Below are 24,651 nucleotides of genomic sequence, written 5' to 3'. Positions count from 1 at the left end.
CCGCACCCCTCGGCGGCGTTTTCGTTTGGCACGTTTTCAAGCGAAGTGGGGTCAGTGGGTCGTCGGCGGAGTCATGAAGGCGTAGGGACGCGCCTCCATCAGTCGCCAGGCGCCGCTCTTCTTCTGCGCGAGCAGTGCGACATGCAGCTCCATCGCGCGGCCGCCGCCGGCGCTCGAGCCGGTGACCTCATGCATCGCGTCGATGAAGACGGCATCGCCCAGCTGGCGCACCGCTTCGACCGTGAAATGGCTGTGTGCGCCCTTCAGGATCGCCGCCATGTCGGCGGTCAGGACCTTCTGCACTCCAGCCGTGCCCGTGCCGCGCAGGCCCATTGGGCTGATGACGGTGGCGTCCTCGGTGAACAGCTTGGCGGCCGCCGCCGCGTCGCCGCGATCCATGCAGGCCGCGATCTCGTCCATCAGCGGCTGAATCTCGTCGGCGAGCTTGCGGCTCATCGGGTTCATCGCGGCGTGCAGATGCGATTGTTGTTGCTGCGTTGCCATGGGGAATTCCTCCAATCAACGGACCCTTTCGATCCGGCGACGGAGCATAGTCCCATCCAAATCGCGGGCCGTGCACGTCTGCGCGAGGCAACGAGAGCGCCTTCAGCAGACGCGCTGGCCCTCGCGCCAGACGCTGCGCACGACCGGCACGCCCTCGCCGGCCCGCACGCGGACGAGATCGGCGCGCAGCCCCGGACGGATCGCGCCGCGATCGGTTAGACCGACCGCTTCGGCCGGCGCGCGCGTGACCAGCCGCACCGCATCCGGCAGTCGGATAGACGGCACCAGCTCCGGCAGCGCGAACACCGCGATCATCAGGCTGAAGGGCACGTAGTCGGACGACAGGATGTCGAGCTGACCGGCCTCGGCCAGCACGGCGGCCGAGACATTGCCGGAATGCGAGCCGCCGCGAACAAGATTGGGCGCGCCCATCAGCACGCGGATATCCGCGGCGCGCGACGCAGCGGCGGCCTCCATCGTGGTCGGGAATTCGGCGATCGAGACGCCATCCGACGCCGCCTCGTCGACATGGGCCGCCGTCGCGTCGTCATGGCTCGCCACCGCGATGCCGCGCGGGTGGCAGAGATCGACGATCTCGCGGCGATGCCGGGCGGAAAACTGATCCGCCTGGGCGATCCGCTTGGCAGCGAACGCCTCATAGGCGGCGTCCGACATGCCCATCTTGCCCTGGTAGAAAGCACGATAGCTGTCAAGGCTGGCAAACTGGCGCTGGCCGGGAGAGTGATCCATCAGCGAAACCAGCTTGACCGGCAGCACGTCGAGGAAGCCGGCCAGCCCGTCGAGCACGTCCGGCGCCGAGACCTCGCAGCGCAGGTGGAGCCTGTGGTCGGCGCGCAGCCTGTCCTCGCGCTTCGCCGTCTCGATCGCGTCGGCGAGCATCTGCATTTCCGAGGTCGAGGTGCGCGCGTCCTCGTCCATGCCGACGCGCAGCGCGTCGAACACGGTCGTGATGCCGGCGCCCGCCACCTGCGCGTCATGCGCCTGCACGGCGGCAACCGGGTTCCAGCGCACGCCGGGACGCGGCGCATAGTGGTTTTCGAGATGGTCGGTGTGAAGCTCGACAAAGCCCGGCACCAGGAAATCGTTACCCAGATCCTCGCCGTGCCGCGAGGCGCCATGATCGAAATCGGCGATCCGTCCGTCGCGGACGAGCAGGCTGCCCTCGACGACCTCGTCTTCGAGCACGATCCGGGCATGCGAGAAGATCTGTTCGGCCATCACGCTGCCCCCGCCAGCATGGCGACGTGATGGACGCGGAACGGCGCGCCGCGCTCCGGCTCGATGAACAGGCCGAGCCGGTCGATCGCGAACGGCTTGCCGTCGAACTCTGCGAAACGCTGCTTCAACTCGGTCGCCATGGCCTCGGCATCGTCCTTCGGCACGCGCCCCGTCAGGGACATATGGAAGCGGAAGGCGTCGAAGACATAGGGATAGCCCCAGCGGAGCAGGTTGGTTTCCTCATCCAGCGTCAGCCCGGCGACGCGGCGGCGCGCGATATCGGCCTCCGAAAGCGGCGCGCGGAAGGGTTCGAACTCGGCTACGATCCGACCGGCGAGATCGTCCAGCTCCGGCACGCGCTCGTTCGGCACCAGGGCGAAGAAGCGCCCGAGCCGGCGAATCACCAGTTCCGGCACCTGCACCGGGGCCGACTGCGCCGCGAAAGCGTCGAGGGTCGCGACCAGATCCGCCTCGCTCTGCCCTTCCGCCAGGGTGAAGGGCGCCTTCAGCGTCGCGTGGAAGCCATATCGCGCCGGATCCGCCAGATAGGCCTCGATCGCGCCGCCGGAAAAGCCCTGGATCGGCGGCAGGGGATGATCCTCGCCCGTGAACGCGTCGCGCCCGAGCCAGCGGGCGGCGGTGATCGCGAGGGGATGGTCGGCGGGCGGCGTGGCGTAGATGGCGTATCGCAAGGAGAGTCTCGACAGTTGGCGTCCGAATCGCGGACGAACAGTGTAACCCGAGGCGCATGGCGGAACGGAGACATTGAGCCGGCGAATGGCGGATGGAGAAAAGCGCCTGCCCGCCCGCGTTGCTGAAACTTGGAACGTTGTATTTCACGGTTCCACAACGATATCCGTCTATAAGAACAGCCTGCAGTCGAACGATCGAATGAGGATCCCTATGAGCCTGTCCAAATCCGCCCTCGGCCTCGCGCTGGCACTCCTGGCCGCACCGATGCTGCTTTCGGCATCGCCCGCCTCGGCCACCAGTGCCAACGACTTCTCCACGAGCGGCATCGACTCCGGTCCCATTCCGGATTGGAAGGTGTTCGGCTTCGATCTCTCCAGCGTGCCGAACGACACCGCCTCGCTCGCCGCCTTCAAGGCCTCGCTGTCGCCGGAGATGCAATTGGCGATTTCCAACCGCTGCCGATACAACATCGCGATCAACCCGTTCCAGTATTCCCCCAAGGTCCGCGACTTCTGCTGGGCGCGCTGACCGCCCCTTCCCGCGATCTGGCAGACGTGGGTGGCGCGAGCGCCGCCCGCGTCAGCCGTGCTGAACCACCAGGCGATCGATCTGGGTGAGGAATTCCGTTCGCGCGACCGGCTCGCGCAAGCCGCGCGGACCATAAATATAGCGCGTCAGAAAATGGCCGGTCAGGCGGAATGCGTCGCGCAGTTCCTGCGGACCGCCATTGCTTGGGCCGCCGGTCATGAAGGGTGCGAGGCGAAACAGCCGGCCTTCATAGCCGATCGCCCCGGCGCGGCTGACGGCGCGGCCGGTTTTCGGCGACACATAGTGCAACTCGTCTCGCTCGCCGGTCGCCGCGCAGACCGACAGGTCCAGGCCGTAGCCGAGCTCTTCGAGCAGGGCCAGCTCGAAACGGGCGATGAACGCCCCGAAATCCAGTAATTCCGGACGATCCGCTGCCGCGAAGGCATCGAGCGCCGCCTCGACCGCGCCATGCAGCGCGGGATGCGGCTCGCGCTCGGCCAGCAGGCGGAGATGGCCGGTCAAGGTCTGCAGGGCGAAGATCGTGCCGGGATCGGCCATCAGCCGCCCTGCCCGGCTCACCAGCGGCTCGACCGTGAAGATGCCCAGATGCTCGTCAAGCCGCGCGCGCCATACCACCTGCACGGTATTGCCGGGCTGGAGCACGGGTGAAAGCCGGCGCGACCGGCCGCCGCGCACGAGTCCCAGATGCCGCCCGCGCGCAGCCGTCATCAGTTCGAGAACGACGCTCGCCTCGCCCTGTTGCCGGACGCCGAGTACCAGGCCCTGATCGGTCCACTCCATGCGCACATTCTAGAGCCTTTCACCGTTTCTCTGAAACGGCGCAACGCTCTATCTCACTGTGGGGTCGCGTTTTCTCCACGCGAACCGGTACCCACTTCGCTCGAAAACGCTTTGGAGAGTATCGGCCGCCAAAGCCACGGTCCCGCGACGCGATCGTCGATCCGGCAGCGCCGGAATCGAGACAACAAAAAGCCCGGCTGATTGCTCAGCCGGGCCTTCGATAACTGACCTAGGTCAGATTACCAGGAGCGCTTCAGGAAGAGGTTGAAGGTCCAGCCGTCGCCATCCGCATCCGAGTTCGGGACGTCGTCATAGTTGGTGTCGACGCTCGTGTAGAAGACGTCGCCAACCAGGTCGAGACCCTTGACCGGGGTGTAGGCGGTGGTGAAGCCAACGCGCCAAGCGTCAACGTTGTAACCGTCGACGTCATCCGAGCCGTCGAAGCTGGCATAGCCGCCCGAGAGCGACGACCAGACCTGAGGGGTCCAAACGTGCTTGTACGAAGCCAGAGCCGACCAGCTGGTGCCGGTTGCCGAAGCAGCGTTCACGCTGGCGAACGGGCCGATGAAGCCAGCCACCGAGGTGCCGCCGGCGAGGCCGGTGTACGAGTTGGCGTTGTCGCCGTAAGCAGCCGACACGAAGAAGCGATCGCCAGCCGAGAAGTTATCGAGAGCGATCTCGAGACCACCGCCGACTGCCCAGCCGTCTTCGGCGTTGATCTGGTACGGATCAGCCGGAGTGCCAGCGTGGTTGAAGTCGGTGCTGACAGCCTGGTGCGTCCAAGCGCCGGCCAGCTTGGCCGAGAAGATGCCCGAAGCGTAGGTCACTGCAGCGACGATATCCGGGATGTTGTCCTGGCCGCCGGTGTAGTAATCGTTGTTGTCGTCAAAGCCGTTCAGCTGACCGAAAGCGTTACGGTCGCGAGCGTCTTCAACCGAGATCGCCAGACCGAAGCCGTTGACGGCATAGGTCAGCTGGATGTGGTCGACGGTCGAGTCCGAACCGAACATGCCGGTGTCGTTGTAGCCGCGGCCGAAGTCGAACAGCGAGGTGAAGTAACCAGCCTTGAGCGGTCCGAGCTCGAGGTAGGCGCTGTCGACGTAAGCGGAGTTCGTCGAAGCGTTGACGTAGTCGGTGACGTCGCCTTCGCCGCGGACGTTGCCGGTCTTGGCGCGCATGTCGATGAAGCCGGTCAGGTTACCGTATTCGGTGACCGACGAAGCCGTCGCCTGGATCGAAACTTCCGTGTAGAAGTTGCCCCAGTTGCTGTTCGGGTAAACGCCGTTGAAGGTGCCAACCAGAGCTTCGTCGCCCGAACGGTCGCCGAACGACGTACCGAACTTGACGTAGCCGCCGATCTTGATGCACGTGTCCGTGCCCGGCGAGTAGAAGAAGCCGGCGCCGAAAGCGTCGCAGACCTTCACGTAGTCAACCGGCTCGGCGACCGTGAGATCCGCCGCCTGAGCGCCACCAGCCATCAGCATGGCTGCTGCAGAGCCGAGGAGAAGGGTCTTAAAGTTCATATCCTGACCTCCAAAAAGGTAAAACCAGGAGACTATGTCATTCTTCTCGTCGCCTCAGAGTAGACCCCGCAGGATCACCCCTTCTCTTCAGCTCGTACGAAGTCAGTCCTAATCCCCGTTCAGCTGCATCCGCTTTTTTATTGGCCCCCACCCCAGGGTGGCCGACAGATGCAACCGGAATCTCATCTCGTGATTCCGTAAAACTGATCATAGCGAAAGCGCGTTCACGCGCTATGACAGAAATGCAACACCAAGCCCCTTCCGTACTGCGTCAGCCGTTAACCTCCGGCTAAGAACGATTAACGGCCGTTAACCTTATAACTACCGGGCATTTCTTGAAAAATCCCAGTTTCCCACGCGCCGCAGGCTAGCGCTTGATCCCGCCCCGCGCAGCGCTAATGTCCCTCCCCTCATTCCAACCACAGGGAAGACCGCCCGCCATGACCGCTCTCGACCAAAATGCGATTCTCGAGCGGCTGCGCTCCGTCGAAGGCCCGGATGGCAAGGGCGACATCGTCAGCCTTGGTCTGGTCTCCGATATCCTGATCAACGGGGCCAAGGTGATGTTCTCGATCACCGTCGACGCGGCGCGCGCCAACGAGCTGGAGCCGCTGCGCGAAAAGGCGGCCGCCGCCGTACGGGCGATGGAGGGTGTCGAGAGCACGCTTGTGATCCTGACGGCCGAGCGCCGGGGCAACAGCCTCGAGACCCGCAGCCCGCCGCCGCGCCCCGCGCCCACGGCGTCGTCCCCCGCTGCGCATCCGCCGCGCCCGGCCGCCGCCCGGCCGTCGGCCTCCGGCAAGCCCGGCATTCCGGGCGTCACCGCGATCATCGCCGTCGCCTCCGGCAAGGGCGGCGTCGGCAAGTCGACCACCGCCGTCAACATCGCGCTCGGACTTGCCGCCAACGGGCTGAAGGTCGGCCTGCTCGACGCCGATATCTATGGACCGTCCGTGCCGCGCCTGCTCGGCCTTTCCGGCCGGCCCGAGACGATCGACGGCCGCACGCTGAAGCCGATGGAGGCGTTCGGCATCAAGGCGATGTCGATGGGCTTCCTGGTAGAAGAAGAGACGCCGATGATCTGGCGCGGGCCGATGGTGATGTCGGCGATCACGCAGATGCTGCGCGAGGTCGCCTGGGCGCCGCTCGACATTCTCGTGGTCGACATGCCGCCCGGCACGGGCGACGCGCAATTGACCATGGCGCAGCAGGTGCCGCTCGCCGGTGCCGTCATCGTCTCGACGCCGCAGGACCTGGCGCTGATCGATGCGCGAAAAGGCCTCGCCATGTTCCGTAAGGTGGACGTGCCGCTGCTCGGCATCGTCGAGAACATGAGCTATTTCATCGCGCCCGATACCGGCGCCCGCTACGACATCTTCGGGCATGGCGGCGCGAAGCGCGAGGCGGAGCGGCTTGACGTGCCGTTCCTGGGCGAAGTGCCGCTGGAAATGGTCATCCGCGAGACTTCGGATAGCGGCAAGCCGATCACGGCGAGCCAGCCCGACAGCCCGCATGCCCGCGTCTACAAGGAGATTGCCGCCAAGATCTGGGCGGCGGTATCCGGCGGCGCCGGCGCGAGGCAGGCCCCGAGCATCGTGATCGAGTAGAGGTATCCGGATAGCGGCGCGCACCTGCTACGTCTGAGTTGTAAATCCATCGCCTTGCTTCACCTCTCCCTGAGGGAGAGGTCGACGGCCAAAGGCCGGCGGGTGAGGGTTTACGGCCCCTCCGGATGGTTCCCTAAACCCTCACCCGGAGCTGCGCTCCGACCTCTCCCTCAGGGAGAGGTGAAAAAGAAACGCCGCCCGGATCGATCCGGGCGGCGTTTTCTTTTCCGGCTGATCAGACGCCGACGGTGAAACGCTTGTGGGTGTGCTTGCGGCTCTCGGCTTCGTCGAGGATCGCCACCGCCAGGTCGCCGACCGAGATATGCGCGGTGCCCGTGGCCGGGTCGATGACGGGATTGTCGAGGCCGAGGCGATAGTGGCCGGTGCGCGGGGTGTCGTGCTCAAGGATCGCGGCCGGCGACAGGAAGGTCCAGTCGAGGCCGGTCTCCTTGCGGATCTCGGTCAGCCCGTCGCGGGCGGCGAGCGCACCCGGCTTCCAGGCCTCGGGGAACTCCGGCAGGTCGACCGCCTGCACGCCGGGCGCGACTTCGAGGCTGCCGGCGCCGCCGACGACCAGCAGCGGCAGGCCGGCCTTCTTCACGCCGGCGACGATCGCCGCCGCGCCGCGCTTGTATTCATTGTAGATGTCCGGGTTGGTCCAGCCGGGATTATAGGCGCTGACGACATAGTCATAGCCTTTCACCAGCGCCGCGACGCGATCGGCATCGAGCACGTCGCCGGCGATCTTGGTCAGGCCCGGCGCGTCGGCCAGCTTCTCGGGATGACGGGCAATGGCGCCGACCGCGTGGCCACGCGACAAGGCCTCCGCGACGACCGTCGCCCCGACAAAACCCGTCGCGCCAATGACTGCAATCTTCATCATGTCCATCCTGTTCGACCGGCGCGACATCCGCGCCCTCTCTCGCATTCCATGCGGTTACGATCGATAACTAGGCGCTTGACTTGAATGCGTAAAGAACGCATCTCCAGCGCACCAGAGCACAGCGGGGGAACCACCTTGCGGGCCACAGGAGACGGCATCATGGAAGGAACGGCCGAAAGGCTCGATTCGGAAGCGTCCGACGCGCCCGCACCGATGGCCATTGGCGCGCCGCTGCTGAACGGACCGTTCGCCGGCACCGTGGTGTTGCCGGCAGAGCAGTGTCCGGTGCGCGACGTGCTGGACCGGCTGGGCGATGCCTGGAGTTATCTCGTCGTGCTGCAGCTCACCACGGGGCCGCATCGCTTCAATGCGCTGAAGCGCGCGGTCGACGGGATTTCGCAGCGCATGCTGACGGTGACGCTGCGCAGCCTGGAGCGGGATGGGCTGGTGAGCCGCCAGGTGTTCCCGACCACGCCGCCGCAGGTCGAATATGCGCTGACCGAGATGGGCCATTCGCTGGCCGAGCCGATGCGCGCCCTCACGGCCTGGGCGGCCTCGCATCATGACCATGTCCGCGCCTCGCGCGCGGTTTATGACGCCAGGCGCGAGGCGGAAGGCGAGCGCTGAAATCAGGGCCTGAGCAGGCCCTTCAGCGCGACATGCTGGATCAGCAGGATCGTCTTGGCATCGCAGATGCGACCGTCGTCGATCATCGCCAGCGCTTCGGCGAAGGGAAGCTCCAACACCTCGATATCCTCGCCCTCATTCTTGTGGCCGCCGCCATCGCCGGTGCGGTCGCGCGGCGAATAGCGAGCGACGAAGAGGTGAAGCTGCTCGACGACGCTGCCGGGCGACATGAACGGAATCATCACGCGCACCGGCGCCTCGAGCGTGACGCCCAGCTCTTCCTCGGCCTCCTTGCGGATGCAGGTGAAAGGATCGTCGGCATCGAGCAGGCCGGCGCAGACCTCGACCAGCGGCTCGTGATGGCCGCGCACCCAGGCCGGATAGCGGAACTGGCGGATCAGCAGCAGCGTGCCGCGATCGGGATCATAGGGCAGCACGGCTGCGCCATCGCCGCGATCATAGGTCTCGCGCGTCTGCGTCTGCCAGCTTCCGTCCGAGCGGCGATAGTCGAAGATGTTCTTGTAGAGCCTGCCCCAACTGTCCGAGAGCAGGATGCGCTCGCGCTCGCGAACGCGGTCATTCCAATCCGTCATGCGATTTCCTTGCCGTCCGTCCTGGCCGCAGCCCAGTCTGGGCGTCTCCGGCCTGCTTCCGCGTCGAGCCTAGTTCAGCACGAGACGCCTTATCAAAGCTGAAATCGCCGCATGGTATTCGGCCGGGTCGGCCCCGGCGTCGATCGCCAGGGCAGCGCGGTCGAACGCGGCCGAGAGCAGATCGGTCAGCGCCGCGAGCGGCAGTCCGGCATCGCGCCCCGCATGCGCCGGCAACGCGGCGGCCAGTCCCTCGGCAAGCGTCCGCGCCGCATGGGCTTCGTCCAGCGCCCGAACCTCCACCAGGCCGAGCACGGAAGGCGCCTCGATCAGCAGCAGTCGCGTCCGCCCCGGCTCGCGCATGGCCTGAAGATAGGCCGCGCCGCCGGCGACCAGCGCCTCCAGCGGCGGTAGCGAATCCGGCGCCCTCTCCCCGATCGCGCGAGCGACCTGGCGCGCTTCTTCCGACACGACGGCGCGGAACAGATCGCGCTTGTCCTGGAAGTGATGATAGAGCGCGCCGCGCGTGATCCCCGCCGCAGCCACGATCTCGGGCGTCGATGTCTCGGCATAGCCCTTGGCGACGAACAACGCCCGGGCCGCGGCCAGGAGCGCGGCCCGGGTCTTCTCTGTGCGGTCCTGATTGGTGCGAGCCGCGGGTTGCATACATACAGCCTGTATGTTATTGGAGAAAATACATGCAGACTGTATGCCAACCACCTGGGAGCGCAAGGCCATGCGGATCACGAGCTTCTATCCCGTGTTGATGACCGGGGATGTCGCGGCGACGGCCGCGTTCTACCAGGCCCATTTCGGTTTCGTGGCTGCGTTCGAGAGCGACTGGTACGTCCATCTCCAGTCCGTGACGGATCCCGCGGTCAATCTCGCCGTCCTGGACGGGACTCATGCGACCATCCCGGAAGTCGGACGCGGCACGGCGGCCGGCCTACTGCTCAATTTCGAGGTCGAGGATGTCGATGCCGTCCATGCCCGATTGGTGGCGGCGGGATTGCCGATGCTGCTGGCGCTACGCGACGAGCCGTTCGGCCAAAGGCATTTCATCACCCGCGATCCGAACGGCGTGCTGATCGACGTCATCACGCCGATTGCGCCAAGCGCCGAATTCGCCGCGCAATATGCCAAGGACGCGCTGCCGGGATCGAACTGACCGGGCCTACGGCGAGTTGGCCAGTTCGCCTGCCAGCCAGGTGCGGAACAGGCGGACCTTGCGGCTGCGCGCCTTCGCCTCTGTCGTCACGAACCAATAGGCAAGATCGGTCTTCGCCTCCTGCGGGAAGGGCCGGACCAGACGGCCCGCGGCGAGCGCGTCGGCGACCACCATCTGCCAGGCCAGCATCACCCCTTGCCCCGCCAAGGTCGCCTCCAGCGCCAGCACCGGATCGGTATAGGACGGCCCGGTCAGCTTGACCGGGGGCGAGCCGGTGGCCAGGAACCAGGCGTCCCAGTCGACCAGCGTGCCCTCGTCGGCGATCACGGGGACGTCGGCCAGGTCGGCGGGCCGGCGCAGCCTGTCGCGCCATTGCGGCGCGCAGACCGGGAAGAAGGGCTGCGCCGTCAGCGGTTCGGCCACCACGCCCGGCCAGGCGCCCCGCCCGAGCCGTATCGCGCAATCGACGTCGCTGCGGGCGAGATCGATGACATCGGTCGTCGCCACGAAGCGGATCTCGATCTCGGGATGGGCGCGGGTGAAATGGCCCAGCCGCTGCACCAGCCAGCGCGCGGCGAAGGTCGGCGCCGTGGTGATCGTCAGCATGCCGCGCTGGTCGCCATCGATGATGGCGAGCGCCTCGGCGAGCGAACGGAATCCCGCCTGCAACGGCGGCAGGGCGGCTTCCAACGCCGGCGTGGCGACCAGACCTCGCGGCGTGCGCTCGAAAAGATGAACGCCGAGTCGCGCCTCGGCGCGCTTAATATGCTGGCTGACAGCGCCCGGCGTGACGCCCAGTTCCGCCGCGGCGGTAGACAACGTTCCCGAACGGGCGACGATTTCTATAGCCCGCAGCGCGTTGAGGGGGACTTTGAAAGCCTCGGTCATATAGTTTTTCTAAAGTGTGACCGAGATCATGTCGATAGTGCCGCGAAGCATTTAGGACCATCTTGCCTCAGCGTCAGCCGAGGAGATCGATGATGACGATCCATGGACTCTTTCGCGCACTGATCGATTGGGCGGTCGCGCCGGAGCCTGTCGCCCACAATGCGAACGCAGTTTGGGATTTGACTGTCCGCGAGTTGGCCGATCTTCCGATCGGCCCGGAGGCGGTCGATGCCCCGCAGGCGTTTCAACCGCAACCAGACAGTCGCTGTGCGTAATGCAGCGGCTGGGAGAGGAGTACATGATGCCCAGACAGCAAGCGACCCTCGCGACCCAGACCGGCCCGCGCGAGGAAAACCTGCAGAGCCACTACAAGGCTCTGAACCCGTGCCTGGCGGCCGCCGTGCTGCATGCGCGGCCGTCCGAGAAGAAGCTGCCGCAGATGACCATGTCGCGTTCGGGAGAGGATCGCGACTCCGAAATGGAATAGCCGCGCTGCCTGACCGGCGAACGGCCCTCACCTCCTGCGGGAGATGAGGGCGCGCGTTTCGGACGGCGGGCACCGTTCTTAACCTCTCCCTGAGGGAGAGGCGAAGAGCCGGTCGCCACCAGCCTGTGCTAGCCGCGATCGAGCCAGGTCACCTGCTCCGGCGTCAGCTGGATGTCCAGCGCGGACAGGCTGTCTTCCAGTTCTGCCAGCGTGCGCGGACCGATCAGCGGAACTACCGGGAAGGGCTGCGCCAGCACATAGGCGAGCGCTATGTGGATCGGCTCGCGGCCGAGCTTCTTGGCAAGCTCGATCGCGCGGTCGCGGCGCTCGAAGTTCTTCTCCGAATACCAGACCCGGACGATTTCCTCGTCGTCGCGCTTGTCGCGACCGGCGCGGTCCGTGAAGAAGCCGCGGCCCTGGCTCGACCAGGCGAAGTTCGGGATCTGGCGCTGGTTGAGCCAGGCCTTCCATTCGTCATCCGAAGCCGCGACGCAGCCCGCCCAGATCGGGTCGAGCATTTCGGCGAGCGAGAAATTGTTGGAAAGCGCGCCCGGCTTCTGCTTGCCGGTCTTTTCAGCATACGCGATCGCCGCGTCCATGCGCTCGCGCGTCCAGTTGGAGCCGCCGAACGGGCCGCGAATGCGGCCAGCCTTCACCTCCGCATCCATCGCGTCGACGAATTCCGAGACCGGCACGTCCGGATTGTCGCGATGCATGAAGTAGATGTCGACATGGTCTGTCTGCAGCCGGTCGAGCGATTCCGTCAGCTGCTTGCTGATCACATCGGGATAGACGAGCGGCGAATGCGCGCCCTTGCCGATAACGACCGATTCATTGCGCACGCCCCGGCTGGTCAGCCAGTCGCCCAGGATCTTCTCGGTCTTGCCGCCGCCATAGATGTAGGCGGTGTCGAACAGATTGCCGCCGGCCTCGTGGAAGGCGTCGAGCAGCACCGAGGCGCTGGCGAAATCCGGGAAGAATTCGAAACCAAGCGCCGCGACCGAGGTCGGCTGGCTGACGCCGGCGAGCTGGCGCTTGGGGATCGACTTCGGTCCGCGCGAGAGCTTGGCGCCCTTGATCGTGGTGGTCTTGCGCGACGCCTTCTCGATGTCGAACACGAGGCCGACCGAGGCGCGCCACTTGTCGAGCGTGCGCAGATTGCCGAGCGTATCGGCCCAGCTCATGCCGGGCGAATCCAGCTGCTGCTTGCCGGCGCGGATCGCCTCGCCGGCCGCGTCGACCTCGAACGAATAGAGCCAGCCCGGCTCGACGACCTCGACAACTTCGACGGTGCCATCAGGACGGATGACGCGGATGGTGCCGGTGCCGCCCTCCTTGCCGCTGGCGAACCAGAAATCGGAAACCTCGATGCGGCCCTTGGTGCCGAGGATGCGCAGCACATTGTCCTGCGCCACCGACACGCTGCAGGAAACCTCGGCGATGATGTCATTCGGGAAGGTCAGGATCGCCGCCGCCCATTCGTCGACGCCAGACTTTCCAAGATGCGCCGAGCCCTGGACCTGGACCGGATCGACGAAGGGCTTGCCCGAGGCAGCGCCCGCGATCAGACGGGTCATCGACACCGGATAGCAGCCGACATCGAGAATGCCGCCGCCGGCGAGATCGTTGGAATAGAGGCGATGGTCGGGATCGAATTTCGGCATGGCGAAGCCGAAGCTCGACTTGATGGCGCGGACTTCGCCAATCGTGCCGCCGGCGACGAGATCATAGAGCCGCTTCGTCTGCGGATGCAGGCGGTACATGAAGGCTTCGGCGGCAAAGGTGCCGGCCTTCTTGTGCGCGTGGAAGATCGCCTCCGCCTCATAGGCGGTCAGGCCGAGCGGCTTTTCGACCAGCACATGCTTGCCGGCTTCGGCGGCTTTGATCGCCCATTCGGCGTGGCCGGGATGCGGCGTCGCGATATAGACGGCATCGACCTCGGCATCGTCGAGCAGCGCCTGGTAGCCATCATGGATGCGGGCGCCGGGAAAATCGTCGGCAAGGCCCGACTTGGCGGGATTGCGGCTGCCGATCGCGACCAGCTGGCCGGTCTGCGAATGCGACAGGCCATCGCGAAACGCCTTGGCGATGCTGCCAGGTCCGATAATGCCCCAGCGGACGGGTTTCTGGGCCGAAGTCGTCATATCAGTCTCTTTCGTTGCAAGGCATCCGGCGCGGGAGCCGGATGTTGGAGGGAAGAAGGCGCCGCCTAGCCCTTGACCGCACCCATGGTCAGGCCGGCGACGAAATGACGTTGCATCAGGAAGAACATCAGCACCGGCGGGATCGCGACGAGCACCGTCGCGGCGGAGATGATGTTCCAGGCAGTGACATACTGGCCGCGCAAAGTGGCGAGACCCGCCGTCACCGGCCGAACCGTGTCGGCCTGGGTCAGGACCAGCGCCCAGAAATAGTCGTTCCAGACAAAGGTGAAGACCAGCACGCCGAGCGCCGCCAGCGCCGGACGCACCAGCGGCGTGACGATGTGCCAGAGCACCTGCCAGGGCGAGGTGCCCTCGACCTTCGCGGCCTCGAACAGTTCACCCGGCAGATCGGCAATGAAATTGCGCATGAACAGCGTCGCGAACCCGGTCTGGAAGACAGTGTGGAACAGGATCAGCGCATAGGGCGTGTCGTAGAGGCCGATCGTCAGCATGAAATCGCGAACCGGGATCATCAGGATCTGGTGCGGGATGAAGTTGCCGCCGATCAGCAGCGCGAACAACAGCATATTGCCACGGAAACGGTACCGCGCCAGCACGAAGCCCATCATGGTTGAGAGGATCATGACGAAGAAGACCGTCGGCAGCGTGATCACCAGCGAATTGAAGAAGAAGCGCGCCATCGCCGTCTGTGTGAAGACGGCCTGGTAGTTCTCGAACAGATTGAAGCTCTTGGGCCAGCCCCAGTAATTGCCGACCATCAGATCCTCTTGCGAGCGGATCGAGGTGATGGTGATGGCGACCAGCGGCAGCAGCCAAAGGGCGAGCACCACGACGATGGCGACCGGATAGAGCGCGCGGATGGCCGGGCGGGCCTGCTGGACGGGAAGCGGATAGCTCATCGTTCGCGCCTCGCCTCGGCGCGCATGACGCGGCTCAGATAGAAGACGATGAACACCGCCATGACCCCGAACAGCACCGTGGCGATCGCCGCCGCATAGCCCATCCGGTAGGAGAAGATCGCCTGCTCGTACATCTGGTAGGCGAGCACCGAGGAGGATCCGTAGGGACCGCCCTGCGTCATGATCGCGATCAGGTCGAAGCTCCGGAGCGCGCCGATCACGGTTACGGTGAGAGCGATGAAGCTCGCAGCGCGCAGCTGCGGCAGCACGATGTGCCAGAACATCGGGAAGCCCTTGGCGCCATCAACGCGGCCGGCTCCCAGCACGTCCTCGTCGAGATTGTTGAGCCCGGCCAGGAACAGCACCATGCAGAAGGCGACCTGCGGCCAGAGCGCGGCGGCGACGATGCCGAACGTCACCAGGTCCGGGTCGGACAGGATCGCCGGCGCGGTGGCGCCGAAGGCGTTGAAGATCAGCGCCAGCATGCCGAAGGTCGGATCGTAGAACCAGGAATAGACGACGCCGACGGTGACGGGCGCCAGCACCAGCGGCATGAAGAACAGCGACTTGGCCAGCCGGATGCCCCTGATCTTCTGGTTGACCAACAGCGCCAGCACCAGCCCGCCGACCGGCGCGAGCAGGAAAAGCACCAGCCAGATGACGTTGTTCTTCAGGCTGGTGAGAAACTGCGGATCCGAGAAAAGCTCGGTGTAATTGCCGAGGCCCACCCAGCTTTTCGGCCCGATGCCATCCCATTCATAGAGGCTGAGGCGAAAGCTCTGCAGCGTGGGGATGACGATAATCAGCGTGAACAGGATCAGGCCCGGGGCCAGCAGCAGCACCGGCGTGATCCATTCGCGATGCCGCCGCCAGGGCGAACTCGGCCGCCTCGTCGCGGCGCCAACCGCGGAAGCCTGCAGGACGTCTGTCATTCGTATTCCACCCGGTCTGTCCGATCGGTGGCCGGGATGCGCGCGGCCGGGAAAACCCGAACCGCCGCGAACCCGGCCTGTCGGCAACCGGCGCGGTCGACCCGCGCCGGCTGCTTCGGCTCGTCTCAGCTCGGCTTGTAGATGCGCTTGCGCGCCTGCTCGAGCCGGGCCTGGACCGCCTTGCGGCTCTTCGGGTCCGCCATGAACTGCTGGAATCCATTCATGCCGATCTGCGCCATGTCGGGGTCGGTGTCGCGGTCGTAATATTGCGAGGCCGACTTGGCCGACTTGAGGATCTCCTGCCCCTTTTCGAGCAGCCAGTCCTTCTTCAGCACCGGCACGTCCGAGCGGGTCGGGATGTTGCCTTCCGGCTCGACCCAGAGCGCCAGCCGCTCCGGCTGGTAGAAGAACTCGATGAACTGGCGGGCCAGGTCCTTGTTCTTCGCGCCGGAGGGGATGTGCATGGAATCGACTGGAAACTCCTCGGCGGTGGGAACGGCCGGGTCGATCGTCGGGAACTGCAGGTAGGTGTATTTGTCGAGGTCGGCGGCCGGGATGTTGCGGGTCAGGAACTGGCCCATCAGATACATGCCCGCCTTGCCCTGCAGCAGGAACGGCACCGCGCCCTGCCAGTCATAGGAGGTGTGGTTGGGAATGAAGAACTTCTTGTCGATCAGTTCCTGCCACTTGTCGAAGACGGCATCGAGCTTCGGATCCTCGTAGGAGGCCTCGCCGGCCATCAGCTTCATGTGGAAGTCGTAGCCGTTGATGCGCAGGTTCAGATAGTCGAACCACGCCGCCGAGGGCCAGAGGTCCTTGGTGCCGATGGCGAAAGGCGAAATGCCGTCCGCGACCATCTTGTCGCCGAAGGCGACCAGCTCGTCCCAGGTGGCCGGCGCCTTGCCGCCGGCATACTTGTCGAGATAGTCCTTGCGCGCCCAGATGCCCCAGAAGCTGGCGCCGGTCGGCACGCCATACTGCTTGCCGTCGACGGTGACCGTGGTCGTCAGAGCGCCGACCTTGTCGGCCCAGCCCTCCTTGACCCAGAGATCCGAGATATCGTCGAACAGGCCGCGATTGACGAAGGCGCGCATGCGATCGCCCGAGAACCACAGGCAGACATCCGGCGGATTGGCGACGAGGAAGTTGCGGATCGCCGTCTTGTAGCCCTCATGGTCCATCGCATTCTGCTGGACCTTGATGCCGGTTTCCTTCGTGAATTCCTCAATGAACTGGGCCATCAGCTTGCGCTGGCCCTCGCCGCTGATGTTGGTGTTGATCGTGAGGGTGCGGTCGTCGGCCAAAGCGGCCGTGGACCATCCGCCTCCGAGCGCCGCGACGCCGGCGCCCGCCGCCAGCGTCTTGAGCACAGTGCGGCGACTAGCCGTGCCAAAGGGCACGTCAGAACGTTTCTTCATGCTTGTTCCTCCCAAGGACCCTGTTCAACGAACGCCCTCGGATCGGCGCGGCCCTCCAACCGCATGCTGCCGACCTCGAACGATCGAAGCCTCTACCCATAGTCCGCGGGCATTAGGGATCCGGCGTCGCACCTTTGTCAATGCAGCGCCGCAAGCAAATCCCAGCCTTGTAATCGTTACAAAATTCGGCTTAAAGCAGGACTGAAATATCGCGGCAAGTTCGCGCCGTTTGACAATATAATAATATAAGCAAGACCCCTCATCTCTATACTTGAAAACCGCGCCCTCCCGCCGGGCCTTGGCGCTCCCAGGCGCGGTTGAATTAGCTAATTGGCGCGACGGGCGGCGGCGATACCTGCGCCGGATAAAGATCTCTACGCGGCCGGCCATTGACCGTGGAAGGCGAAGTCCGAGACCGCCAGCCGCTCCCGTCCGCCCACTTCGCGCAGCCGGTCGCGCTCGGGCAGCATGTCCGGATCGCCGGGAAAACCGATGCCGATTCCCGTGCAGGGCTCGAAGCCTTCCGGCACATGAGCGGCGGCGATCACCTTGTCGCTGTCGAAGCCGCCGAACGGATGCACGGCGAGGCCGTTGGCGGTCGCCTGCAGCAGCAGATAGCCGAGCGCAATGCCAGTATCGTGCCGGTTGTGCCAGAGAGAACGGCCGCTGTCGGAGTGCAGCTTCGCAACCGCGTAGGCGAGCACCGAGACGCGGCGGACCCAGGGCTGGTTGCCCTCTGCCGCGCAATCGACCAGCGCATCGAAGAACGGCTCGCCGCGAAAGGCGTAGACGAAGCGCCAGGGCTGCGTGTTGCTGGAGGACGGCGCCCAGCGGGCGGCCTCGAACAGCGGCTTCAGATCGGCGTCCGTCAGCGTCTTCTCGGGATCGAAGGCGCGCGGACTCCAGCGCTCGGCAATCACGGGCAGGATCGGCACGGCGGTATCGGCAGGCTTCCGCATTCTCAGGCTCTCCATGGCGGCGCGTCGTCCCGAAGCGCCCGCGGCGATCGTAGAGCCCCGCCGCCCGCGCGTAATCCCCCCGGCTTGAGAATTCGCGGCCATGATGTTTGATCAACGCCCGTGAAGGCGAAGCAGATTCGCCCTGGGAGGAGCAGCATCGATGAAGAACGTTCTCGCCTATGGCGATTCCAACACCTGGGGCGCCGCCACCGTCCCCCGCCCCGACGAACGCTATGCGCGCGACGAGCGCTGGACCGGCGTGGCCCAGGCGGAACTCGGCCCGGACTGGCATGTGATCGAGGAAGGCCTGCCCGGCCGCTCGACCGTTCATTCCGACCCGGTCGAGGGCGAATACATGAACGGCAAGACCTATCTCCTGCCTTGCCTCCGGAGCCACCGGCCGCTCGACGTCGTCGTCATCATGCTGGGGACCAACGACCTCAAGGCGCGCTTCCACGTGCCGGCCGAGGATATCGCCAAGGGCGTCGGCGAACTGATCAAGGTCATCAAGCAGGCGGAAGCCGGCAATGACGCCGGCGTGCCGAAGATCCTGGTGGTCGCGCCGCCGCCGATGCTCGACCACACCGGCCAGAAGCCGGAATACACGCCGATGCTGGAAGGCGGCTACGCCAAGTCGCTGAAGTTCGCCACGCTCTATGCGGCGATCGCCAAGGAGCATGGCGTGGCCTTCCTGGATGCCGGCCAGCATATCCACTCCAGCGCCTTTGACGGCATCCATCTGGATCCGGCCGACCAGGCCGCGCTGGGCAAGGCCATCGCCGCCGTCGTCAAGACGCTCGCCTGAACCAAACGCCCACGATCCGGCCGCCGCGCGGCCGGATCGCCTTAAGCCATCCGCAACGCGTGGCTACCATCGGCCTCGCGGGCGCTTTCGTTCAGCAGCTCGCTGATCGCCGCCGCCGACATCGGCCGGGCAAAGGCGAAGCCCTGCAGATAGGAACAGCCCGCCTGCCGCATGATCTCGGCATCGGCCTCGGATTCGATGCCTTCCGCGGTGACCTCGAGATTGAGGGCGCGGCCAAGCCCGATGGTCGCCTCGCACAGGCGCCGCGTCTCGAGGTCGACCGAGACGCCATGCACCAGCGACCGGTCGATCTTCAGCTTGTCGAACGAGAACCGGCGCAGATAGCCGATCGAGGAATAGCCCGTCCCGAAATCGTCCAGCGCCACGCTGACGCCCAATATCCGCAGCGAGGCGACGATGTGCTGCGCGCGGTCGGGGAAGGTGACGAGATGCGTCTCGGTCATCTCGACCTCGAGGCGCTCGGCCGGGAACCCGGTTTCCTGCAGGATAGCAGCGAGATTGCGATCGAAGCCGGGATTGCGGAACTGCACCGGCGACACATTGATCGCCAGCCGGATTTCCGGCCATTGCAGCGCGTCGCGGCAGGCATGGCGCAGCACCCAGTCGCCGACTGCGTCCATCAGGCCGTTTTCCTCGGCGACATTGATGAACAGGTCCGGTGAAACGGCCCCCTGTCGCGGGTGATCCCAGCGCAGCAGCGCCTCGACCAGGGCGGGCCGCATGCTCTGCGCCTCATAGATCGGCTGGTAGACGACATGCAGCGCGTCGGTGGCGAGGGCATCGCGCAATTCGTCGGCCAGCCGCTTGCGGTCGGTCTTCTCGGCGTCGATCGACCAGTCGTAGAACGCGACGCGGCTGCGGCCCAGTTCCTTGGCCTGGTACATCGCGACATCGGCGCGGCGCAGCAATTCGTCGGCCGTGATGGATTCGCCATCGACGACGGCGATGCCGACGCTGGTGCCGATCGCGATCACCCGGTCGTCGATCAGGATCGGCCCGTTCAGGTAGCGGACCAGCCGGTTGCCGATCTCGTCCGCCGACGCGACCGATTCACGATTGTCGAGGACGAGCGAGAACTCGTCGCCGCCCACCCGCGCCAGCAACCCCCGCCGCATGCAGATCGCCTCGAAGCCGCGCGCCACCCGGCGCAGCAGGCGATCGCCCATCTCGTGGCCATAGGAGTCGTTGACCTCCTTGAACCCGTCGAGATCGAGAAACAGCACCGCGACCGGCTGCACCGGTCGGCGGCTCACGGCCACTTCCAGCGCCCGGGTCAGCGCCACGCGATTGGGCAGGCCGGTCAGGCTGTCATGGTTGGCGTCGTAGACGGCCTGGCGCTCGCGCCGGCGCACGGCGACGAGATTGGCGTAGCCGATGCCGAGCAGGAACAGGATCGTCAACCCGATGATGCCGAGGGTCAGATAGGCCATCGGCGCGACGCGCGAGAAGGCCTCGTTGCCGCGGCTGCGTTGCGTCCAGTTCAGCGATCCCAACGGCTTGCCGGAGGGATCGAGCAGCCGCACGCCCTCCGTCACATGCTTCGGGTCGAAGCTCAGCGACAGGCCATCGATGACGAAATCCTCTCCCATCTGGCGGATGGAGGGATCGTCGAGCGTATGCGAGAGAACCAGCATGCGCGGCCGACCGACCGGCGGCGGCACCGCGTCGGACAAGGGAAAGACCGACCCGACCGCCACGACGGCGATGGCGCCCGATCGGTCTTTCATCAGGCCGACCTTGGAATCGAAGGCGGCATACTGACCTGCCAGCCCCGCGATCAGGGTCTGGAGCGGAGAGCCGAATTCCTCCAGCGCGCTGCGCGGTGCGATGCCGCCCCGTCGAAAGGAGAAGACGGTCTGTCCCCTTTCGTCGAGCAGGTAGGCCGCGTCGAAGAAGACCCCGGTGCGGGTCGCATCGCGGAAATTATTGTTGGCGAAGTCCTTGTCGATCTCGCCGTAGAGCTTGATCGCGGCGTCGTCCCAGACCGAGTAGTCGCCATGGATCTGACGCATGCGCTTCTCGAAAGCGCGCAGCGACGCCGCGGCCGAGCGCTCCGTCGCGATATCGTCGATCCGGTCGACCTCGCCCGCCATTTCGTTCAGGGCGAAGATCATGAACATGATCGAGCCGGCCAGCACGAGCAACACTGGCAGGGCAACGCGCAGACCAAACCGAAAGGTGGATCGCTGGAGAAAACTCATGACACCGTGACAAGACCATGTTCCGCAACGTCATTCAATTCGCCGCAAGAAAGGGGCGGCGTAATCCTGCGAAGTTGCTTAATCGCTACCCCGAGTAACGTGTTTCGCAAGCAAAACCGCAAGCGGCGTGTCCGCTTCGACAGTGATATCCGCCAAATCCAGCCAGCCGGCCAGATGTCGCAATTCCTCGGCCAGCGCCGTCACCATGGGCTCCGGCTTGCGCAGGCTCGCCTCGGCGAAGACGCCGAGGATGCGCAGGCGCCCCGCCGTGCGGTCCGCCTTCAGGTCGACCCGCGCCTCGAGCCGGCCCCGATGCAGGAACGGCATGACGAAATAGCCGAAGATGCGCTTCGGGCCGGGGGTGTAGAATTCGAGCCGGTAATGGAAATCGAAGATCCGCTCGGTGCGGGGACGATGCCAGACCAGAGGATCGAACGGCGATAGCAGCGCGGTCGGCGTCGCCCGGGCGGGGATGACGGCGCCATCGACCAGATAGCCCTGCTGCTTCCAGCCTTCAACCGTCACCGGCCGCAGCGCGCCCGCCTCGACCAGTTCGCCCAGCGCGACGCGGGCCTCCGCCACCGGTAGGCGGAAATAATCACGGATATCCGTCTCCGTCGCCACGCCATGCGCCTTCGCGCCGGCCAGCGCCAGCGCGCGGATGGCGTCTGCCTCGCTCGGCGTCGCGATCGCGCCGACCTCGGCGGGAATGACCCGCTCGGTCAGGTCATAGACCCGCTCGAAAGCGCCCCGCCTGTGGCCGGTCGTGACCTCGCCGGCCCAGAACAGGAATTCGAGCGCCGTCTTGCCCTTGTGCCAGCCCCACCACGGCCCGCTGCGGGTTCCGGGATCATCCAGTTCGCTCGCCGCGAGCGGGCCGCGCCGGCGGATCTCGTCGACCACGGCGCGGACATAATCGCGATTCTCGGAGGCGAAGCGGGACAGGCCGGTATAGATGCCGACGCCCGCGGCGGCACGCTGCATGCGCCAGCGCATCAAGGGATGGAGTTCGAGCGGCAGCAGCGACGCCTCATGCGCCCAATATTCGAACAGGGCGCGCTTCTTGCCGCCCGCAAAGGCGCGCGCGTCGAGCGCGGCGCGATCATAGGCGCCGATGCGGCTGAAAGTCGGCAGATAGTGCGAGCGCACCAGCACGTTGACGGAATCGAGCTGCAGCAGCCCCATCTGCCCGATGACAGGCGATATCTGCCGCCACGACGACAGCTTCGCCTGGCGGCGGCCGCCAAATCCCTGGGCGGCGAGCGCAATGCGCCTCGCCTCGTCTGCTGTCAGCCCGTCCGTCACCGGCAATCCCCCGCCATCACCCCGCGTTTATGGCAAAGCGCGGAGGCGGAAGCCATACCGGCCTCGTCCTGCGGCGTGGATCAGGACTGGAGGTTGAGCGCAGAACGGCTGGAATCGAAGCCGGGCAGTTCCAGCTCCGGCAGGATCCGCCGGCTTTCGCCCAGCCGCGCCAGCAGCGCGGAGATCTCGGCGGCCGGCATCGGCTTGGCCAGATAATAGCCCTGCACATATTCACACTGGAGCAGGCGGAGCAGCTGCAGCTGTTCCACCGTCTCGATTCCCTCGGCGACCACGGCAATGTCCATGGCGTCGCCGAGCGCGATCATCGACTGGATCAGCGCGTTGGCGGTGGGGTTGGTGCCGAGCTCGGAGATGAACGACTTGTCGATCTTGAGCCAGTCGAACGGGAACTGGCGCAGATAGCCGATCGACGAGAAGCCGGTGCCGAAATCATCGAGCGAAAGGCCGAAGCCCATCGACTTCAGCCGCGCCAGCTTGCGCTTGGCGATGGTGGGATTGCGGACCAGCAGCCCCTCGGTCAGCTCCAGCTTGAAGCGGTTCGGCACCACGTCGTGCCGGCGCGCGATGGCGCCGAGATCATTGGCGAAGCTCGGATCGCGCAGCTGGGCCGGCGAAACGTTGATCGACATGCGCAGGCCCGGCCAGTCGACCATGTCCTGGCAGGCGCGCTGGAACACGAACTTACCGATGTCGTGGATGGCGCCGGTCTCTTCGGCGACGGGAATGAACTCGGCCGGCGAGACGCGGCCGAACTCCTTCGAGTCCCAACGCACCAGCGCCTCGAGCGAAACGACCGCCAGGTCGCTGGCCCGCACGATCGGCTGGTAGACGACCGACATCTCATTGGCTTCGATGGAGCCGCGCAAGGCCATGCCGAGCCGCTTGCGATGCAGCGCGCCGGTCTCAAGGCCGGGATGATACGGCACGGCGTCGCGTTCGGCGGCGTTCTTGGCCTGGTACATGGCGAGGTCGGCGCGGCGAAGCAGTTCATCCGGCGAGACGTCGACGCCGTCGGACACCGCATATCCGACCGCGGCCGTCACCTGGAACTGGAAGCCGGTGACCGTGAAGGGCTGGTCCAGCGCATGCACCATGGCGGAGGCGACCCCGGCGACGGCGTCAAGGGCCGGCCGGCCGGTAAGCGCCACGGCGAACTCGTCGCCGCCGACGCGGGCAAAGCGCGCATCGGGCGGCAGGATCATCGACAGCCGCTCGGCCAGCATGCCGACCAGCGCGTCGCCGCCCTGGTGGCCGATCGAGTCGTTGACCGACTTGAAGCCGTTGATGTCGAGATAGATGATCGCCGCCTCGCCCCGGGCGCAGGCTTCCTCGAAGGACGCGCTGGCGCTGAGCTCGTTGAAGCCGAAGCGGTTGGTGAGCCCGGTCAGGCTGTCCGTGCGGGCGGCCTCGATAGCCTGCTTCTCGCTCAGGGCCTGCGACAGCGCCAGGCGCCGGGCGCGCAGCACCGTCCACATAGCGATCAGGCAGAAGGTCAGCAATCCGCCGGCGATCGGCGCCACGACATTGCGCAGCACGGCGAAGCCCGGCGTCGGCGGCGTCCAGACCAGGCGTCCGATCACCTTGCCGAAGATATCGCGGATTTCGGGAAATTCCCGCGTGGCATCGGTGACCGCATCGGCCCGCTCCAGGCGCAGGTCATTAATCAGGAAGCTGCGGCCGAGCTCGGAAAGGCGCTGGTTGTTGAGATAGAAACCCATGGCCAGGAGCGGCAGGGTCGCGGGATCGACCGAGCTGGCATTCGAGACGGGCGCGATGCGGGACACCGCGAAAAGCAGCGTGCCGGCCGGCGTCTCGACATAGCTGGAGCGGGCGGCGTTGTTCTCGACCGGCGCGGTGCGGATCAGGTCCTCGATCTTGCCGATCAGCGCCGGCGACATGACCGACGCCGTGTTCGGCGCCTCGGGCGGCGTCCACCAGCCATATTTGACCTGGTGATCCGGCGACACGATGACGAGGAAATCGGCGATCTGGGTGTCGACGATACCCGTGCCGATATTGGCATCGATCCAGGCGGCGTCGCCGCGCTGATAGGCGTCGTAGGCTTCCTCCCACCAGGAATAGTCGTTCGCCAAGCCCTGGACGCGGGTATGCATGGCATCGATGCCACCCATCACCATGGTGCGTGTCTGTACGGCGGCCTGGTCGTTCTGGCGATAGGCCATCCATGCCACGCCCGCGATGACGGTCACGACCGTCACCAGGATACCGGCAACCAGGTTAAACGTTATACGCCCGGCGATCGGGTGAGACATGACGTGTCCATCTCAATTGGCGACACGCAAACTTACGCACCAGCCTTTTATGCCGATTTAACTCGATACAGCGCATTTTAGACAAACGCCGAAACCGGGCGAGTTGTTGACGGC

Annotated in this window: 24 protein-coding genes; 7 read left to right on the top strand and 17 right to left on the bottom strand. The window is 65.7% G+C overall.

The genetic code is table 11. The features are described from left to right. Positions 1–51: 51 nt before the first annotated feature. The 3 genes from ABIE08_RS01675 to ABIE08_RS01665 form a co-directional block, all read right to left on the bottom strand. On the bottom strand, positions 52–504 hold the full coding sequence (locus tag ABIE08_RS01675) for an SgcJ/EcaC family oxidoreductase (protein ID WP_354548242.1): 453 nt from the start codon (positions 502–504) through the stop codon (positions 52–54). 102 nt (positions 505–606) lie between these two features. After that, positions 607–1,746 (bottom strand): alpha-D-ribose 1-methylphosphonate 5-triphosphate diphosphatase, encoded by a 1,140-nt coding sequence (locus ABIE08_RS01670; RefSeq protein WP_354548241.1) that lies wholly within the window; start codon positions 1,744–1,746, stop codon positions 607–609. Continuing rightward, positions 1,743–2,435: a DUF1045 domain-containing protein gene (locus ABIE08_RS01665; protein WP_354548239.1), complete on the bottom strand. Its 693-nt coding sequence runs from the start codon at positions 2,433–2,435 to the stop codon at positions 1,743–1,745. Before ABIE08_RS01665 ends, ABIE08_RS01670 begins: the two co-directional genes overlap by 4 nt. Before the next feature lie 85 nt (positions 2,436–2,520). Between ABIE08_RS01665 and ABIE08_RS01660 the strand changes: the two genes are divergently transcribed. Beyond that, the gene (locus tag ABIE08_RS01660) at positions 2,521–2,964 is read left to right on the top strand and encodes a hypothetical protein (protein WP_354548238.1); all 444 of its coding nucleotides are present in this window, start codon (positions 2,521–2,523) and stop codon (positions 2,962–2,964) included. A 51-nt stretch (positions 2,965–3,015) separates the two neighbouring features. Here the strand turns inward: ABIE08_RS01660 and recO are convergent, their stop codons facing one another. Both recO and ABIE08_RS01650 read right to left on the bottom strand, forming a co-directional pair. Further along, positions 3,016–3,765 (bottom strand): DNA repair protein RecO, encoded by a 750-nt coding sequence (recO, locus tag ABIE08_RS01655; RefSeq protein WP_354548237.1) that lies wholly within the window; start codon positions 3,763–3,765, stop codon positions 3,016–3,018. A gap of 239 nt (positions 3,766–4,004) precedes the next feature. Further along, positions 4,005–5,288, bottom strand: a complete 1,284-nt coding sequence (locus tag ABIE08_RS01650; protein ID WP_354548235.1) for a porin — start codon at positions 5,286–5,288, stop codon at positions 4,005–4,007. Positions 5,289–5,728: 440 nt separating this feature from the next. On the opposite strand from ABIE08_RS01650, the gene ABIE08_RS01645 reads away from it, so the two are divergent. Next, positions 5,729–6,895: an Mrp/NBP35 family ATP-binding protein gene (locus ABIE08_RS01645; protein ID WP_354548233.1), complete on the top strand. Its 1,167-nt coding sequence runs from the start codon at positions 5,729–5,731 to the stop codon at positions 6,893–6,895. A 235-nt stretch (positions 6,896–7,130) separates the two neighbouring features. Here ABIE08_RS01645 and ABIE08_RS01640 read toward each other — a convergent pair whose 3' ends face one another. Then, positions 7,131–7,775 (bottom strand): NAD(P)-dependent oxidoreductase, encoded by a 645-nt coding sequence (locus tag ABIE08_RS01640; RefSeq protein ID WP_354548232.1) that lies wholly within the window; start codon positions 7,773–7,775, stop codon positions 7,131–7,133. A 162-nt stretch (positions 7,776–7,937) separates the two neighbouring features. Between ABIE08_RS01640 and ABIE08_RS01635 the strand changes: the two genes are divergently transcribed. Then, positions 7,938–8,405, top strand: coding sequence for a winged helix-turn-helix transcriptional regulator (locus ABIE08_RS01635; RefSeq protein WP_354548231.1), 468 nt, complete (start codon positions 7,938–7,940; stop codon positions 8,403–8,405). A 2-nt stretch (positions 8,406–8,407) separates the two neighbouring features. On the opposite strand, the gene ABIE08_RS01630 is transcribed toward ABIE08_RS01635, so the two are convergent. Beyond that, positions 8,408–8,998 carry an NUDIX domain-containing protein gene (locus ABIE08_RS01630; protein ID WP_354548230.1) on the bottom strand — a complete coding sequence of 197 codons (591 nt, stop codon included), beginning with the start codon at positions 8,996–8,998 and terminating at the stop codon, positions 8,408–8,410. 69 nt (positions 8,999–9,067) lie between these two features. Then, positions 9,068–9,661 carry a TetR/AcrR family transcriptional regulator gene (locus ABIE08_RS01625; protein ID WP_354548229.1) on the bottom strand — a complete coding sequence of 198 codons (594 nt, stop codon included), beginning with the start codon at positions 9,659–9,661 and terminating at the stop codon, positions 9,068–9,070. 70 nt (positions 9,662–9,731) lie between these two features. Between ABIE08_RS01625 and ABIE08_RS01620 the strand changes: the two genes are divergently transcribed. Then, positions 9,732–10,163, top strand: a complete 432-nt coding sequence (locus tag ABIE08_RS01620) for a VOC family protein (protein ID WP_354548227.1) — start codon at positions 9,732–9,734, stop codon at positions 10,161–10,163. Between the two features lie 6 nt (positions 10,164–10,169). Here the strand turns inward: ABIE08_RS01620 and ABIE08_RS01615 are convergent, their stop codons facing one another. Next, positions 10,170–11,051: a LysR substrate-binding domain-containing protein gene (locus ABIE08_RS01615; RefSeq protein WP_354548226.1), complete on the bottom strand. Its 882-nt coding sequence runs from the start codon at positions 11,049–11,051 to the stop codon at positions 10,170–10,172. An 89-nt stretch (positions 11,052–11,140) separates the two neighbouring features. Between ABIE08_RS01615 and ABIE08_RS01610 the strand changes: the two genes are divergently transcribed. Continuing rightward, positions 11,141–11,326, top strand: a complete 186-nt coding sequence (locus tag ABIE08_RS01610; RefSeq protein ID WP_354548225.1) for a hypothetical protein — start codon at positions 11,141–11,143, stop codon at positions 11,324–11,326. A gap of 26 nt (positions 11,327–11,352) precedes the next feature. Next, positions 11,353–11,538 carry a hypothetical protein gene (locus ABIE08_RS01605; RefSeq protein ID WP_354548224.1) on the top strand — a complete coding sequence of 62 codons (186 nt, stop codon included), beginning with the start codon at positions 11,353–11,355 and terminating at the stop codon, positions 11,536–11,538. Between the two features lie 128 nt (positions 11,539–11,666). Here the strand turns inward: ABIE08_RS01605 and ABIE08_RS01600 are convergent, their stop codons facing one another. The 5 genes from ABIE08_RS01600 to ABIE08_RS01580 form a co-directional block, all read right to left on the bottom strand. Beyond that, positions 11,667–13,682, bottom strand: a complete 2,016-nt coding sequence (locus tag ABIE08_RS01600) for an aldo/keto reductase (protein ID WP_354548222.1) — start codon at positions 13,680–13,682, stop codon at positions 11,667–11,669. A gap of 65 nt (positions 13,683–13,747) precedes the next feature. Further along, entirely contained in the window at positions 13,748–14,602 is an 855-nt protein-coding gene (locus tag ABIE08_RS01595; RefSeq protein ID WP_354548221.1) for a carbohydrate ABC transporter permease, read from the bottom strand. Then, positions 14,599–15,534, bottom strand: a complete 936-nt coding sequence (locus ABIE08_RS01590; RefSeq protein WP_354548219.1) for a carbohydrate ABC transporter permease — start codon at positions 15,532–15,534, stop codon at positions 14,599–14,601. The genes ABIE08_RS01595 and ABIE08_RS01590 overlap by 4 nt, the downstream gene beginning before the upstream one ends. 125 nt (positions 15,535–15,659) lie before the next feature. Beyond that, positions 15,660–16,952, bottom strand: coding sequence for an ABC transporter substrate-binding protein (locus ABIE08_RS01585; RefSeq protein WP_354548218.1), 1,293 nt, complete (start codon positions 16,950–16,952; stop codon positions 15,660–15,662). A gap of 374 nt (positions 16,953–17,326) precedes the next feature. Next, complete coding sequence (locus ABIE08_RS01580; RefSeq protein ID WP_354548217.1) at positions 17,327–17,911, bottom strand: nitroreductase family protein; 585 nt, start codon at positions 17,909–17,911, stop codon at positions 17,327–17,329. 160 nt (positions 17,912–18,071) lie between these two features. On the opposite strand from ABIE08_RS01580, the gene ABIE08_RS01575 reads away from it, so the two are divergent. Further along, on the top strand, positions 18,072–18,716 hold the full coding sequence (locus ABIE08_RS01575) for an SGNH/GDSL hydrolase family protein (protein ID WP_354548216.1): 645 nt from the start codon (positions 18,072–18,074) through the stop codon (positions 18,714–18,716). A gap of 41 nt (positions 18,717–18,757) precedes the next feature. Here the strand turns inward: ABIE08_RS01575 and ABIE08_RS01570 are convergent, their stop codons facing one another. From ABIE08_RS01570 to ABIE08_RS01560, 3 genes are all read right to left on the bottom strand, one after another. Next, complete coding sequence (locus ABIE08_RS01570) at positions 18,758–20,938, bottom strand: putative bifunctional diguanylate cyclase/phosphodiesterase (RefSeq protein ID WP_354548214.1); 2,181 nt, start codon at positions 20,936–20,938, stop codon at positions 18,758–18,760. Positions 20,939–21,016: 78 nt separating this feature from the next. After that, entirely contained in the window at positions 21,017–22,243 is a 1,227-nt protein-coding gene (locus tag ABIE08_RS01565) for a winged helix-turn-helix domain-containing protein (RefSeq protein WP_354548213.1), read from the bottom strand. An 80-nt stretch (positions 22,244–22,323) separates the two neighbouring features. After that, positions 22,324–24,537: a bifunctional diguanylate cyclase/phosphodiesterase gene (locus ABIE08_RS01560; protein ID WP_354548212.1), complete on the bottom strand. Its 2,214-nt coding sequence runs from the start codon at positions 24,535–24,537 to the stop codon at positions 22,324–22,326. Positions 24,538–24,651 lie beyond the last annotated feature (114 nt).

Source organism: Kaistia defluvii (assembly GCF_040548815.1).
In the GTDB taxonomy this organism is placed as follows: Bacteria; Pseudomonadota; Alphaproteobacteria; order Rhizobiales; family Kaistiaceae; genus Kaistia; species Kaistia defluvii_A.
This window is presented reverse-complemented; position numbering and strand designations above follow the sequence as displayed.

Coding starts and splice junctions, on each gene's coding strand:
- ABIE08_RS01675 (WP_354548242.1), bottom strand. CDS start 504: ATGGCAACGCAGCAACAACAATCGCATCTGCACGCCGCGATGAACCCG.
- ABIE08_RS01660 (WP_354548238.1), top strand. CDS start 2,521: ATGGCGGATGGAGAAAAGCGCCTGCCCGCCCGCGTTGCTGAAACTTGG.
- recO (WP_354548237.1), bottom strand. CDS start 3,765: ATGGAGTGGACCGATCAGGGCCTGGTACTCGGCGTCCGGCAACAGGGC.
- ABIE08_RS01650 (WP_354548235.1), bottom strand. CDS start 5,288: ATGAACTTTAAGACCCTTCTCCTCGGCTCTGCAGCAGCCATGCTGATG.
- ABIE08_RS01645 (WP_354548233.1), top strand. CDS start 5,729: ATGACCGCTCTCGACCAAAATGCGATTCTCGAGCGGCTGCGCTCCGTC.
- ABIE08_RS01640 (WP_354548232.1), bottom strand. CDS start 7,775: ATGAAGATTGCAGTCATTGGCGCGACGGGTTTTGTCGGGGCGACGGTC.
- ABIE08_RS01635 (WP_354548231.1), top strand. CDS start 7,938: ATGGAAGGAACGGCCGAAAGGCTCGATTCGGAAGCGTCCGACGCGCCC.
- ABIE08_RS01630 (WP_354548230.1), bottom strand. CDS start 8,998: ATGACGGATTGGAATGACCGCGTTCGCGAGCGCGAGCGCATCCTGCTC.
- ABIE08_RS01625 (WP_354548229.1), bottom strand. CDS start 9,661: ATGCAACCCGCGGCTCGCACCAATCAGGACCGCACAGAGAAGACCCGG.
- ABIE08_RS01620 (WP_354548227.1), top strand. CDS start 9,732: ATGCGGATCACGAGCTTCTATCCCGTGTTGATGACCGGGGATGTCGCG.
- ABIE08_RS01615 (WP_354548226.1), bottom strand. CDS start 11,051: ATGACCGAGGCTTTCAAAGTCCCCCTCAACGCGCTGCGGGCTATAGAA.
- ABIE08_RS01610 (WP_354548225.1), top strand. CDS start 11,141: ATGATGACGATCCATGGACTCTTTCGCGCACTGATCGATTGGGCGGTC.
- ABIE08_RS01605 (WP_354548224.1), top strand. CDS start 11,353: ATGCCCAGACAGCAAGCGACCCTCGCGACCCAGACCGGCCCGCGCGAG.
- ABIE08_RS01600 (WP_354548222.1), bottom strand. CDS start 13,682: ATGACGACTTCGGCCCAGAAACCCGTCCGCTGGGGCATTATCGGACCT.
- ABIE08_RS01595 (WP_354548221.1), bottom strand. CDS start 14,602: ATGAGCTATCCGCTTCCCGTCCAGCAGGCCCGCCCGGCCATCCGCGCG.
- ABIE08_RS01590 (WP_354548219.1), bottom strand. CDS start 15,534: ATGACAGACGTCCTGCAGGCTTCCGCGGTTGGCGCCGCGACGAGGCGG.
- ABIE08_RS01585 (WP_354548218.1), bottom strand. CDS start 16,952: ATGAAGAAACGTTCTGACGTGCCCTTTGGCACGGCTAGTCGCCGCACT.
- ABIE08_RS01580 (WP_354548217.1), bottom strand. CDS start 17,911: ATGCGGAAGCCTGCCGATACCGCCGTGCCGATCCTGCCCGTGATTGCC.
- ABIE08_RS01575 (WP_354548216.1), top strand. CDS start 18,072: ATGAAGAACGTTCTCGCCTATGGCGATTCCAACACCTGGGGCGCCGCC.
- ABIE08_RS01570 (WP_354548214.1), bottom strand. CDS start 20,938: ATGAGTTTTCTCCAGCGATCCACCTTTCGGTTTGGTCTGCGCGTTGCC.
- ABIE08_RS01560 (WP_354548212.1), bottom strand. CDS start 24,537: ATGTCTCACCCGATCGCCGGGCGTATAACGTTTAACCTGGTTGCCGGT.